Source organism: Rhodopseudomonas sp. P2A-2r (assembly GCF_026015985.1).
Classification (GTDB): Bacteria; Pseudomonadota; Alphaproteobacteria; order Rhizobiales; family Xanthobacteraceae; genus Tardiphaga.
Map to the genome: position 1 here is coordinate 1,131,927 of NZ_CP110389.1, position 12,219 is coordinate 1,144,145.

The 12,219-nt window shown below is 65.1% G+C and carries 15 protein-coding genes and 1 pseudogene; 9 read left to right on the plus strand and 7 right to left on the minus strand.

Translation table 11 applies throughout. From position 1 onward, the window contains the following. Positions 1–71 precede the first annotated feature (71 nt). Positions 72–338, minus strand: a complete 267-nt coding sequence (locus ONR75_RS05290) for a PsiF family protein (protein WP_265081693.1) — start codon at positions 336–338, stop codon at positions 72–74. A gap of 193 nt (positions 339–531) precedes the next feature. Between ONR75_RS05290 and ONR75_RS05295 the strand changes: the two genes are divergently transcribed. From ONR75_RS05295 to ONR75_RS05310, 4 genes are all read left to right on the plus strand, one after another. Next, a complete protein-coding gene (locus ONR75_RS05295; protein ID WP_265081694.1) occupies positions 532–1,017 on the plus strand; it encodes a hypothetical protein in 486 nt (161 codons plus the stop codon). A gap of 59 nt (positions 1,018–1,076) precedes the next feature. After that, entirely contained in the window at positions 1,077–1,460 is a 384-nt protein-coding gene (locus ONR75_RS05300; protein WP_265081695.1) for a CidA/LrgA family protein, read from the plus strand. Beyond that, entirely contained in the window at positions 1,457–2,185 is a 729-nt protein-coding gene (locus ONR75_RS05305) for an LrgB family protein (RefSeq protein ID WP_265081696.1), read from the plus strand. The genes ONR75_RS05300 and ONR75_RS05305 overlap by 4 nt, the downstream gene beginning before the upstream one ends. Positions 2,186–2,328: 143 nt before the next feature. Continuing rightward, the gene (locus ONR75_RS05310; protein WP_265081697.1) at positions 2,329–3,018 is read left to right on the plus strand and encodes a DsbA family protein; all 690 of its coding nucleotides are present in this window, start codon (positions 2,329–2,331) and stop codon (positions 3,016–3,018) included. 59 nt (positions 3,019–3,077) lie between these two features. Here the strand turns inward: ONR75_RS05310 and ONR75_RS05315 are convergent, their stop codons facing one another. The 5 genes and pseudogenes from ONR75_RS05315 to ONR75_RS05335 form a co-directional block, all read right to left on the minus strand. Continuing rightward, positions 3,078–3,284 carry a hypothetical protein gene (locus ONR75_RS05315; RefSeq protein ID WP_265081698.1) on the minus strand — a complete coding sequence of 69 codons (207 nt, stop codon included), beginning with the start codon at positions 3,282–3,284 and terminating at the stop codon, positions 3,078–3,080. 53 nt (positions 3,285–3,337) lie between these two features. Beyond that, a pseudogene (locus ONR75_RS05320) lies at positions 3,338–4,059 on the minus strand (hypothetical protein). A 73-nt stretch (positions 4,060–4,132) separates the two neighbouring features. Next, positions 4,133–5,437 (minus strand): hypothetical protein, encoded by a 1,305-nt coding sequence (locus ONR75_RS05325; protein WP_265081699.1) that lies wholly within the window; start codon positions 5,435–5,437, stop codon positions 4,133–4,135. A gap of 135 nt (positions 5,438–5,572) precedes the next feature. Further along, a complete protein-coding gene (locus ONR75_RS05330; protein ID WP_265081700.1) occupies positions 5,573–5,989 on the minus strand; it encodes a group III truncated hemoglobin in 417 nt (138 codons plus the stop codon). Continuing rightward, the gene (locus tag ONR75_RS05335) at positions 5,986–6,153 is read right to left on the minus strand and encodes a hypothetical protein (protein ID WP_265081701.1); all 168 of its coding nucleotides are present in this window, start codon (positions 6,151–6,153) and stop codon (positions 5,986–5,988) included. The genes ONR75_RS05330 and ONR75_RS05335 overlap by 4 nt, the downstream gene beginning before the upstream one ends. 99 nt (positions 6,154–6,252) lie before the next feature. Here ONR75_RS05335 and ONR75_RS05340 point away from each other — a divergent pair, with 99 nt between their 5' ends. Beyond that, the gene (locus ONR75_RS05340) at positions 6,253–6,702 is read left to right on the plus strand and encodes an RrF2 family transcriptional regulator (protein ID WP_265081702.1); all 450 of its coding nucleotides are present in this window, start codon (positions 6,253–6,255) and stop codon (positions 6,700–6,702) included. An 86-nt stretch (positions 6,703–6,788) separates the two neighbouring features. Here ONR75_RS05340 and ONR75_RS05345 read toward each other — a convergent pair whose 3' ends face one another. After that, the gene (locus ONR75_RS05345; protein WP_265081703.1) at positions 6,789–7,460 is read right to left on the minus strand and encodes a L,D-transpeptidase; all 672 of its coding nucleotides are present in this window, start codon (positions 7,458–7,460) and stop codon (positions 6,789–6,791) included. A gap of 268 nt (positions 7,461–7,728) precedes the next feature. Here ONR75_RS05345 and ONR75_RS05350 point away from each other — a divergent pair, with 268 nt between their 5' ends. The 4 genes from ONR75_RS05350 to ONR75_RS05365 all read left to right on the plus strand — a co-directional run bounded on the left by ONR75_RS05350 (position 7,729) and on the right by ONR75_RS05365 (position 12,203). Then, positions 7,729–8,115, plus strand: a complete 387-nt coding sequence (locus tag ONR75_RS05350; RefSeq protein ID WP_265081704.1) for a DUF2946 family protein — start codon at positions 7,729–7,731, stop codon at positions 8,113–8,115. 66 nt (positions 8,116–8,181) lie between these two features. Beyond that, complete coding sequence (locus tag ONR75_RS05355) at positions 8,182–10,377, plus strand: TonB-dependent receptor family protein (protein WP_265081705.1); 2,196 nt, start codon at positions 8,182–8,184, stop codon at positions 10,375–10,377. Positions 10,378–10,614: 237 nt separating this feature from the next. Then, on the plus strand, positions 10,615–11,310 hold the full coding sequence (locus tag ONR75_RS05360; RefSeq protein WP_265081706.1) for a GntR family transcriptional regulator: 696 nt from the start codon (positions 10,615–10,617) through the stop codon (positions 11,308–11,310). Next, positions 11,307–12,203, plus strand: coding sequence for a fumarylacetoacetate hydrolase family protein (locus tag ONR75_RS05365; RefSeq protein ID WP_265081707.1), 897 nt, complete (start codon positions 11,307–11,309; stop codon positions 12,201–12,203). The genes ONR75_RS05360 and ONR75_RS05365 overlap by 4 nt, the downstream gene beginning before the upstream one ends. Positions 12,204–12,219 lie beyond the last annotated feature (16 nt).

Here is a 12,219-nt window from a genome sequence, read left to right on the forward strand (position 1 = left end):
AGGCCGGGCAATCGCGGTCCGGCCATCGCCGCCATGCGCGGCGGAGGCCCTCGGCCTCCGCCGCTTCAGGCCTAGTTGGGCTTGGCGCTGTTCTTCTTGCATTCGGAGCGGAATTTTCGGCGCTCGGTGCCATGCAGGCCCTTGGCGTCGGCCTGCTTGGAGCATTCCAGCGAGGCTTCCGTGCGCGGTTTCTCGGCCTTCTTCTCGGCAGGCGCCATCTTATCGGCCGGGGCCGATTTCGTCATGGGTGACGGCGCCGGCGTTTGCGCAAAGGCCGAGCCGGCCAGCAGCAGGGAAACGATGGCGGTTGCGGCGGCACGCGAAGAGAATCTCATCATGGCAAAACCTCGGGGTTGCAGAGGCGCGGACCGTCGCGCCGGTCGCCTGAACGGCGGGTGAATGAATCGGGCTCGCTTGCGTCAGCGTGATCGAATTATTTTTCGGGCGACGTTGGTCACGGCGTTGCCCACCGGAAACCCTGCGCTAGGATACCGTTCGACAGGCTGCGGCCGTCAAAAGGGAGATGCAACGATGAAACGCCATGCCAGACTTTTCACTGCGCTTGCATTGTCGGGAGCTGCGATGGCCGCGGCGGCGATGCCCGCGCAGGCGCTGACCATGTCCGAATGTTCGGCGAAATACAAAGCGGCGCAGACCGCCGGGACGCTGAACGGCCAGAAATGGAATGACTTCCGCAAGGCCGAATGCGCATCCGACGCCGCGGCAACGCCGGCTGCGACTCCGGCCGCGCCAAAGGCGGCGGAGGCCAAGCCGGCCGCTGCGCCGAAGCCCGCAGCAACACCGGCCGCCGCGCCGGCCGCGACAGGGCCGGCCACCTTCCCGACCGCCGTGGATGCGAAATACGCCAAGGAAACCGCCGGCAAGGCCCGCATGCATACCTGCGTCGACCAGTACAATGCCAACAAGGCGACCAACGCCAATGGCGGCCTGAAATGGATCCAGAAGGGCGGTGGTTATTACAGCGAATGCACCAAGAAGCTGAAGCCCGCCGCCTGATCGACAATTGCCCGGCCGCGGGTGATAGGTGATAACGGAATCACACCCGCGGAGAGCCCATGATTGCGAGTCTGTCGCTGATTCTGTTGTGCCAGCTGGCCGGCGAGATCGTGGTCCGTGGGCTGGCATGGCCGGTGCCGGGTCCGGTGCTTGGGCTGTTGTTGCTGCTGGTCCTGTTGCTGGCGCGCGATCGCTTCAGGCCGCTGGCGATAGGACCGTTGTGCGACCAGGGTGTTGAGCAGGCTTCAAAGGGACTGCTGGCGCACCTGTCGCTGCTGTTCGTGCCGGCTGGCGTCGGCGTGGTGCAGAAACTTGATCTGATTGCAGAGTATGGCATCGCCGTCATGGCCATCCTCGCGGTCTCCGTGGTGATCACGCTGCTGGTGACCGTGGGCACCTTTCTGCTGGCCAGCCGGCTGCTGGCGCGGCGGACCGCGCCATGAATGCCGCCAATCCATTTTCGCTATGGGTGTATCTGTCGCAGTCGCCACTGCTGTGGTTGACGGTCACGTTGCTGGTCTATGCCGCTACCGATGCGTTTTCGCTGAGGACAGGTCGGAATCCGTTTGCCAATCCGGTGTTGCACGCCATGTGGATTATCGCCGCATTCCTGCTGCTCACCGGCACGTCCTACACTACTTATTTCGGCGGTGCGCAGTTCGTGCACTTCCTGCTCGGGCCGGCCACAGTGGCGCTGGCCGTGCCGCTGTACGAGAACCGCAAGATCGTGGTCTCGGCCATCCTGCCCATGCTGGCGGCGCTGGTGGCCGGCTGCGTCACCGCGATCGTGTCGATTGTGCTGCTGGCCGAGGCCGTCGGTCTGCCGCGCAACGTGGTCCTGTCGCTGGCGCCGAAATCGGTGACCGCCGGCGTGGCCATGGGAATCAGTGAATCCCTCGGCGCCGATCCGTCGCTGACCGCGGTGGCGGTGATCTTCACCGGCATCATCGGCGCCATCGTCGTGACCCCGCTGATGAATCGCATGGGCATCACCGATTTTCGCGCCCGCGGCTTTGCCGTCGGGCTGGCCTCTCATGGTATCGGCACCGCGCGTGCCTTCCAGGTCGATGCCATCGCCGGTGTGTTCGCCGGCATCGCCATGAGCTTGAACGCACTGGTGACGTCACTGCTGGTGCCGCTCGCCGTCACATTGCTGGTGCGCGGGTGAACACGGCGACCGCGCCCGGCGGCGCGCTTTGTGATGCGCCCGAACGCCGTTTCGCGTCTATCATTATCCCCGTGACGCTCTATATGTTGGCCCGCAACAGACATGTCACGTGAGCGCCGTGTCGCGTCCTCCGGAGATCCATCATGACCGACCGCCTCAATCCCGCCCTTGTGTTGTCCGGTGCAGCGACGCCGACACGGCGCGGCGCGCTCGGCCTGCTCGGTGCCGGGGCGTTGCTGTTGGGGATCGACGGCGCGCCGGTGGCGGCACTCGGCAAGGATGGCGACGAGACCGTGCTGAATGAGGCAGCGGTGCTGCGCGATCCCGACATCCCGGTCGCCGGCAATGCCAAGGGCGATATCACCATCGTCGAATTCTTCGACTACCAGTGCCCGTATTGCCGCAAGCTCGAACCGGCCCTGCGCGGGGCTGTAACGGACGACGGCAAGGTCAAGCTGGTGTTCAAGGACTGGCCGATCCTCGGCCCGGTGTCGGTCTATGCCTCGCGGCTGGCGCTGGCGACCAAGTTTCAGGACAAGTTCGTCGAGGCGCACGACGCGTTGATCTCCCTCGACGTCAAGCTCACCGAGTCCGGCGTTCGCGAGCGCCTCGCCGGTGCCGGAATCGATGTCGATCGCGCCCTGCGCGACATGGAGACCAACAAGGCGATCATTGATGCTGTTCTGAAGCGCACCGACGCGCAGGCAACTGCATTCGGCTTCGGCGGCACTCCGGCCTTCATCATCGGCAAGTTTCGCGTGCCGGGCGCGCTGACGAAGGAGCAGTTCGGCCAGGCCATCGCCGATGCGCGCAAGGCGAACGCAAAGAAGTAGCGGACACGCAAAAGCGCGCTCATCCCGTGACGAGCGCGCTCTCGGTAAATCCGGCAGTGTTAGTTAGACGTCAGCTTGACCCAGTCGCTCTTGGTGCGCACCTTCAGTGCTTCCCAGTTGGTCTCGGCGACATCCCAGTTGACGATGGTCCGGCGCTCCTGCGCCACCTGGCCATTCGCGACGCTGGACGTCGACATCGAATCGTAGATGTAGACGCCGAGGGTGAGAAACAGTGCACCCAAAATCATTCCCAGAAACATCCGCATGGCAAATCCTCCATTGACCGCATCAACGTGGTTCCGCCGGGATAGTTCCTGAGTCAGGAACGCGTCTTTGCCGCAGGGGGTGACGAAGCCGCCGGTACGGGAGCGGCTGGCGGTGTGGCATCCACTCCCGCCGTCACGATGTTGAGCGTCTTCAGCTCATCTGGCCGGAAGATGAACAACCGGTCCTTTGGCGTTTCCATGGCGTGCACCCAGGCTTGCAGGTTGATGCCCATGTCGCCGAGGTAGCGCTGGCAGCGTGCCGAGATGCGCTGCGCATCGCTCATGTCGTCGCGCGGCGCCGCCGGATCGGAGGGGCTCATGGCGAATACCTGGTGCACGCCAATGGCGGCCTTGTCGCCAGCACGGCGTTCGACGCCGCCGAAGAACACCAGCGGGCAGCTCGATGCGCAGTATTTGCCGGCCTCGACCTCGGTGGCGAGTTTCCTGTCGCGGATCAGCCGGCCCATGGCCAGCGCGTCGCCAACGGAGCCGCCCGGCGAGTTCAGTACCACGGTCTTCACATAGTCGCCGCGCCGGGCGATTTCGGCAGCGAAGGCTTCCGATACCCCGGGCGTGATGGTGCCGGTGGCCATCAACTTGCCGCCGCCGATCAGTTCGAAGCTCATCGGCTTGCGCAGCCCGGGGCGTTCTCGCGCACCTCTGCGGGTGTCAGTGCGATGTCGTCGCTCTTCAGCAGCCCGTTCATGGTGGCGAGATCGAGCGCCAGCACAGCGATGGTCGCGGCCGCGACGCCACGAAAGATGAAGCGCAGCATGGCCTCGTCGGGATTGTCGCCGAGCCATGCGTGAAAGCGTTGCTGCAGGGGAGGGCGCGGATGCCATGGCGGGTTACTTCGGGCCGCGCGCCGACGACAGCGGCGTGACGTTCTCGTCGTTCGTCGCCGCGGGCGCCGTTGCATCATCCGGTGCGGTCTCGCCAGGCACCGCCCGTCGCGCGGTCTCGATTTCGCGCGCCATCTGCAAGGCGGACAGCAATTCGCCGGCGGTCATGGTGGAGGCGCTGGCCACCGGCAGGCCCTCGCGACGGATCGCGGCGTGGACCACGCAGAGGATCAGCACCAGCACGGCCGGCATCAGGTCGATGGAGATGGCGCCGGCCCAGCTCGGGATGAAGTCGCCAGCATAGCGCAGCACGGCTTCGGCCGGCGACATGGCCTGGAAGCGACCGGGCTCGACCCGCGGGGTCTGCAGGATCTTGTCGGCTGCATCGGACAATGACGCGGCCTGTGCGGCGATCGAACCCTCGACCTTGCTGACCACCGCCGTCTGCCGGTCGGCAAGGTCGCCGCTTCGGCCGCCTGCTGCCGGCGCGATGAAGCCCGACGACAACGAGACCGAAGCGCGTTTCACCGCGGGGGCAACCGAGGTCTGCTGCAGGTTGGCGATCACCCCCATCAGCGCCAGCGACTCCGTCGCGAAAGCGTCGCTGCGGCTGGCGATCGGGCCGCGGTCGGAAATCAGCTCGCGCATTTTCGCGAGATGCTTGCCGCCCTGTTCGAACAGCGCGGTGACGCGCTTGCCGGAGGCCTGGACCTCCTGGCCCAGCGCATCGAGTTGCCCGGACATCTGGGTGAGAAGCTGCACCACGGTGCCGGAGCCGGAGGTGCCGGTCAGCGAGCCCGCGCGCTCGGCGTCGGCCAGCTTGGCGAAGCGCGCGGAGGCCAGCTGGATGTCCGGCAGAAGGCCCTGCGCGGCAATGGCATTGGTATTGGCGGTGTCGAGATCGCGGGTGTAGTTCTGCACGGTAATCGCCAGATGCTGCTGGATCGCGGCGGCGCCGGCCAGAGCCGAGGCGTTGAGCCACGACGACATCGCCACGATCATCAGCGAGCCCAGCAGCATGCAACCGAACATCAGGTTGCGGCCGCTGCGACTGACCACATGCGGCATGAACTGCATCAGGAACACCCAGAAGGCGTAGATGCCGACGGACACCGCGACGGAATAGATCACCGCGGCGAAGAACACCGTGGTCGGACTGCCGTTGAGCAATTCGCGGACGCCGAGATAGGTGTAGACACCGGCGGCCAGCGCCAGGATCGCGGTGGTCAGCTTCAGCGTGCCCTCGAGGCGCGCGACGCCCCTCGACAGTTGCAAGGAAGGCGAGGGGGCAGGAGCAGTTGATGGGGGCATGGTCGGTCCCGATGCTGATCGAATGGAACTGAGCGCGCCCCCGCAACTCACTAAACCGTTCAGCTATCGGGAAAAATCGACCGGATTATGTCGCCCGCCTTCGCCGCTTGATGCAGTTGTCGGGGGCGACGAAGATCATGCCGTGGGCTGCGGCGGCCATGGGCGGTCTGGGCGATAGAACAACGCCAGCTTCAGGCTCTCGGCGATGCGCTCGGCCTTTTCCCTGAATGCGGCGGTGACGGCCGCATCGAACATCTCGCGGCAGGTCTCGTCGAACAGCACCAGCCAGCGGGCGAACAGCTCAGGTTTCATGCTGGGCACCGCCGCGTGCTTCATCACCGGATTGCCCTTGTAGCAGCCTGAGGTCAGCATCACCGACGACCAGAACGCATACATCTTGTCGAGATGCGGCTGCCAGTCGTCACCGGGGATGACGGCCGCGAATACCGGTCCAAGCTCGGCGTCGGCGCGTACCTTCACGTAGAAGGCATCGACCAGCTGCCGGATGCCGTCCTCCGAGACGTGGTGCAGCCTGTCGTTCACCGCGCTCATATGACGAATGCGGCGATCGTCACGCCGACCACGGTCCAGATCAGCGAATTGACCAGCATCCGCACCAAGTCGTTGTGATCGTGTAGCCCGAGCGCGTTGCAGGCGATGGTGCCAGGCCACAGGAACGGGCGGGCAATAGTGTCACTGAGTGCGGCTTTGGTCATGAAACGCTCCCGTCGTGAACGACGAACCTCATATAGATCGCGGCTTGCCTAAAAGCAATATTTAAAATACTTCTTTAAACGGAGCCCAGGAGACCAGCCATGCGCCTTACCATCTACTCGGACTACGCCTTGCGCATGCTGATGTATCTGGCGCTGAAGCCGGACCAGCTTTCGACCATTGCCGACATCGCGGCGAGCTATGACATCTCGGAAAACCACCTGATGAAGGTGGCGCACCAGCTCGGCGTCGGCGGCTTTGTCGAGACGGTGCGCGGCCGCGGCGGCGGGTTGCGGCTGGCCAGGCCGGTCGGCGCGATCGTGCTCGCCGAGGTGGTGCGCTACACTGAGCCGGATATGGCGATCGTGCAGTGTTTCAAGCCGCTCGACGCGCCCTGCGCGATCCGGCCGTCCTGCGTGCTGCGACGCGCGCTGGAAAAGGCCCGCGATGCCTTCATGGCGGTGCTCGAAGAGTACACGCTGGCCGATCTGGTGCAGCCGCGGCAGCGCCTTGCCGGCCTGCTCGGCATCTCGCACGACGCCCGAGGCTAGCTCAGCGGTTTGTTGAACGCCTTCGCCGGACCATCGATCAACACGCGTCCTCGCGGCGATCGCTGGCAATCACGCTATATCGGCGTTCAGGACTCGGCGGCGCGGCCGCCCTGGATCACCACGACGCGGGCGCCGTTCTTGACCCGGCTGTAGAGGTCGACGATGTCCTGGTTCATCAGCCGGATGCAGCCGCTGGAGACGGCGTGGCCGATGGTTTCCGGTTCAGTCGTGCCATGGATCCGGAACATGGTGTCGCGGTCGCCCTGGTAGAGATACATGGCGCGCGGGCCGAGCGGATTGTCGATGCCGCCGCTCATGCCGCCTGCCATCTTGCGGTAGCGTGCCGGCTCGCGGTTCATCATGTTCTCGGTTGGGCTCCAGTGCGGCCATTCCGCCTTGCGTTTGATGGTGGCATTGCCGGCGAAGGCGAGGCCGGCCTTGCCGACGCCGATGCCGTAACGCATGGCGCGGCCGTTGCCCTCGACCAGATAGAGGTGGCGCGCGGCGGTGTCGACGACAATGGTGCCGGCGGGTTCCCGGGTGCGATACTCGACCGGCTGGCGCAGCATCGCAGGGTCGATCTCGCTGACGTCGATGGCAGGCAGCTCATGGCCGCCGTCGCTCATCGCGGCGTAACTTGCCGAAGCGCCGCCGGCAAGATTGTTCAGCCCGCCGCTGCTCGCGCAACCGGCCAGCGATGCCGAGACCATCAAAAGCGCCAGCAAGCGCAACCCACGCGATCCGCCCAAACCCGTCATCAAAGTTCCCTTGTCGTGCCTTTCGCGCGCCGAAACGCGCAATCCATTGCTCCGCTTCGGTTGGGGCCTGGAGCCTGATTTAGGAAGTGACATTCGCGTTAGTCGCGCGCTGCCGGAGCAGTTTGCGTGGCGCTGTGGTGATCGGGCCACATCATCGGCCGGAGGACGCGGCATGTTGGCGGCCTTTGCCGAATTGTTGGACGAGTCGCAATGGAACCGGCTTTGACAGCATGAGCTGCCGTGATATTCCAAAGTTGGGGAGCTGATCTTGAAACACCTTTCGCGCAAACGCATCGTTGGCGCCGTGGCATCGTTTGTCGCGGCCTATGCGCTTGTGCTGAACGTCATGCTGTCCAGCATGCTGCTGGCGTCGTTGTCGCCGGTGGCTGCCGCCGCCGGTTTCGAGATCTGTGCCAACAATCCCGACCTTGCCGCCGCTCATGACGACGCCGGGAAATCCACCGGCAAGGCGGTCGTGCATTGCCCGCTTTGTGTCGGCAACCACCATGCGGCTGGGGCGCTGCCGCCCACCGGCCCGTCCTTCGCCGTGCGGGTCGCCGTCGCGTCGCCGCCGGCCTTCACGCCGGGTGGCAGCGTCGCCACCCGCGCGGCCACCTCCAGCCACCAGGCCCGTGCGCCACCGCGCCTGAGCTGACGACCGGGCCGGGATCATCCCCGGCGCATTCAACATCATCGTCAATTCAGTTCGCTGGAGTCATCCATGTCATCCGTTGTCACGCGGCTGCGCAGCATCATGCTCGCGTCTGCCGCCATGCTCGTATCGCTGTCCGCGCAGGCGCAAACAGCTTCGCAATCCGCGCTTCCGCCGGTCACCATCGATGCCCCGCAGCAGAAGCGCGCCGTCGCCCCGCGCCCGCCGCGCAATGCTGCCGTGGCACCCTCAAGCCGCGCCTCGCGCCGGGCGGCCGTGGTCGTCACGCAGCCCGATGCGCCCGGCGTGCCGGGTTCGCTGACGGTCCTGACCGCGCAGCAGGCGCTGCGCGAGATCCAGCAGACCCCCGGAGGGGTGGCGCTGGTCACGGCCGATGCGTGGAAGAACTCCACTGTCGGTAACAGCATCAAGGACATCCTCGACTACGTGCCCGGCGTGTTCGCGCAGCCCAAGTGGGGCGATGACACCCGCCTGTCGATTCGCGGCTCCAGCCTGTCGCGCAACTTCCATCTGCGCGGCGTCCAGCTGTATATGGATGGTATCCCCATCAACACCGCCGACGGCTACGGTGATTTCCAGGAGATCGATCCCTCGGCCTATAAATACGTCGAGGTCTACAAGGGCGGCAACGCGCTGCGCTTCGGCGCCAATTCGCTGGGCGGCGCGATCAATTTCGTCACGCCCACCGGCCGCGATCCGTTCCCCAACGGCGCCTCGCTGGATTTCGGCGCGTTCGGCTATCGCCGGCTGCAGGCCAATGCCGGCGGCGCCAACGGTCCGTGGGATGGCTACATCACCGCCTCGAACCAGGAGGCCTCCGGTTTTCGCGACCATAGCGACGGCCATTCGACCCGCGTCAGCGGCAATGTCGGCTACCAGTTCTCGCCGGACGCCGAGACCCGCTTCTATCTCAATGCCAACGAGGTGCGGCAGCGAATTCCTGGCAGTGTCACCAAGCAGTCGGCGCTGACCTCGCCGACCACGGCGGCCGCCGGCAATGTCACGCTCGACCAGCAGCGCAACATCGACACCGTCAGGCTGGCCAACAAGACCACCCTGCGCTTCGACGACACCACGGTGGAATTCGGCGCCTTCGGCGTCGACCGTCACCTGATGCACCCGATCTTCCAGTGGCTTGACTATCACTACCAGGACTACGGCGGCTTCGCCAAAGCCACCGACGACCGCAATATCGGTGGCTTCCGCAACGTTCTGGTCGCCGGCGTCAACGTCATCAACGGCCGGATCGACAACAAGCAATATGTCAATGTCGGCGGCCAGAAGGGTGCGCTGGCCTCGTCGTCGATCGACAGTTCGAAGAACACCTCGGTCTATGTCGAGGATTCCTTCTACTTCCTGCCGACGGTGGCGGCCGTAGCCGGCACCCAGTTCCTCTATGCGACGCGCAACCGCCAGGATCGTTTCCTGAGCGATGGCGACCAGTCCGGCTCGACCAGCTTCAGCCTGTGGAGTCCGAAGGGCGGGCTGCTGTGGAACATCGATCCCACCTGGCAGGCCTATGGCAACGTCTCGCGCAGCGCCGAGGTGCCAAGCTTCGGCGAGAGCGCATCGGGCCCGGGCATCCCGACAATCCCCTTCACCAGTATCCGGCCGCAGACCGCGACAACCTATGAAATAGGCACCCGCGGCAAGCGCCCTGATCTGACCTGGGAGCTCGGTTTCTATCGCGCCAATATCCGCAACGAGCTGCAATGCCTGTACAGCGCGTCCGGCAACTGCAACGTGACCAATGCCGATCGCACGATCCACCAGGGCATCGAGGCCGGCGTCGGTGCAGCGCTCTTCAAGGGACTGTTCGACACCGGCCCGGCACCCGACAAGCTGTGGCTGAACCTCGCCTATACGCTGAACGACTTCCGCTTCGATAATGATGTGCTTTACGGCAACAACGTCCTGCCCGGCGCGCCGCGGCATTATCTGCGTGCCGAACTGCTCTACAAGCATGCCAACGGATTCTACATGGGCCCCAATCTCGAATGGGTGCCGGAATCCTATTATGTCGACAGCGCCAATACGCTGAAGACCGAGCCCTACGCCCTGCTGGGCCTCAAGGCCGGCATCGACAATGGTGGACCGGTGTCGGCCTATATCGAGGCCCGCAACATCACCAACAAGGCCTACATCGCTTCGGCCTCGATCCTCGACAAGGCGACTGCCAGTTCGGCCCTGTTCGAGCCCGGCACCGGCCGCGCGGTCTATGCGGGGATGAAGTACCGGTGGTGACGGCGTCTCCGCGGTAGGCGCATCGACTACCACGAGGCGGCGCATGCGCGCCGCCTCGTGCGCTTCCCGGCGCCCTGCGACACAGCGAGACCGTTGACGAGGCGCCGCACGGCCCGGATCGGTGCGACGCCAGATCGCACCGGCCGTTGCTATCCATCTGCGATATGCTGCATATGCGAACAAGCAAGCAGATGAAATATATTGGACACTTAAATTTTGTATACATATACAAAATTCATGAACCAGCGTCCGATCGCCGCCCGGCCCTATCTGCGGGATGAAGTCTATGCCGCCCTCAAGCTGCTGCTGAGCGCGCGGGCGGTCGGCATCGATGTGCCGGTACGGGTGCGCGAGGAAGAACTGGCGGCGGAGCTCGGCGTCAGCCGGACGCCGGTGCGCGAGGCGATGCGCCGGCTGGAGCAGGAGGGACTGGTGTCGTTCCGGCCGCGCCGCGGCGCACGGCTGATGCCGACCTCGCTGCCGGAATATCTGGAGTGGCTGTCGATCCGCGAAATGCTCGAGGGGCTCGCGGCGCGTGAGGTTGCCGCCAACGGTGCAGCGGATGTCGCCGGCCGGCTGCGTGCGGTGTTCGCCGGCTTCGACGAAGCCGGGGCGCTGGCGCGGCCGGCGGAATACGCCGAGGCCAACACGGCCTTTCACGCGCTGCTGATCCGCGAGAGCGGCAATTCGCTGCTCGACAAGACCTGGCAATCCTTCGGGCACCTGAAAATGTCCGGCTTGCGCTTCATTGAGCGTCTGAACCGCGGCGCGCAATCGTTTCACGAGCACTACGGCATCATCGACGCGATCGCGGCGCGCAATCCCGATCGGGCCGAGATGCTGGCGCGGTCCCATGTCCGCCTGTTGCGCGATCAGGCGAATGCCTCGCTCACCGACTTTGACAACCTCAAGCAAAACGGAAAATCCGAATGATCTTTTTGACCTTTGCTGCCGCGGACGGATCGCATCTCGGTCTGCTCACCGGCGATGATGTACTTGACCTCACCGCGGCCTGGCCAAAGTCCGGCGCAGTTGTCGCGCCGCACCATGTCGGCGAGCTCGCCGAGGCCGGTGAGCCCGGGCTGGCGATCGTCCGCGATCTCGCCGCCGGCAAGCCGACCGGACTGCTGGCGCGCGGGTCACTGAAGCTGCTGGCGCCGATCCCGCGGCCGAAGAAGAACGTATTCTGCGTCGGACGGAACTACAAGGAGCATATCGACGAGGGCATGCGCGCCCAGGGCAAGGCGCCGGCGCCGCTGCCTGTGGTGCCGGAGATCTTCACCAAGCCGCCGACCGCGGTGATCGCCGACGGCGACAGCATTCCGCAGCACGCCAATGTCACCGAACAGCTGGATTACGAGGTCGAGCTTGCCGTGATCGTCGGGCGGGGCGGCAGCAACATTGCAGCGAAGGATGCCTTCGATCACGTGTTCGGCTACTCGATCATCAACGACATCACCGGCCGCGACATGCAGCGCCGCTACGGACAATGGTTCAAGGGCAAGGGCCTCGATCGCTCCTGTCCGTTCGGGCCGGTGGTCGTCCACGTATCGGCGCTGCCGAATGTCGGCGATCTCCGCATCAGCAGCACCGTCAATGGCGAGCTGCGCCAGGACAGCCGCACCAGCCGGATGATCTTCCCGATCCCGGAGATCTTCGAGCACCTGTCGCGTGGCATGACGCTGGAGCCCGGCGATGTGATCGCCACGGGCACGCCGTCCGGCGTCGGCTATGCGATGACGCCGCCGCGTTTCCTGGTCAAGGGCGACAAGGTCACCGCCGAAATCGAAGGCATCGGCATTCTGCACAACGACATCGTCGCCTGAGCGCGCGCAATAACGG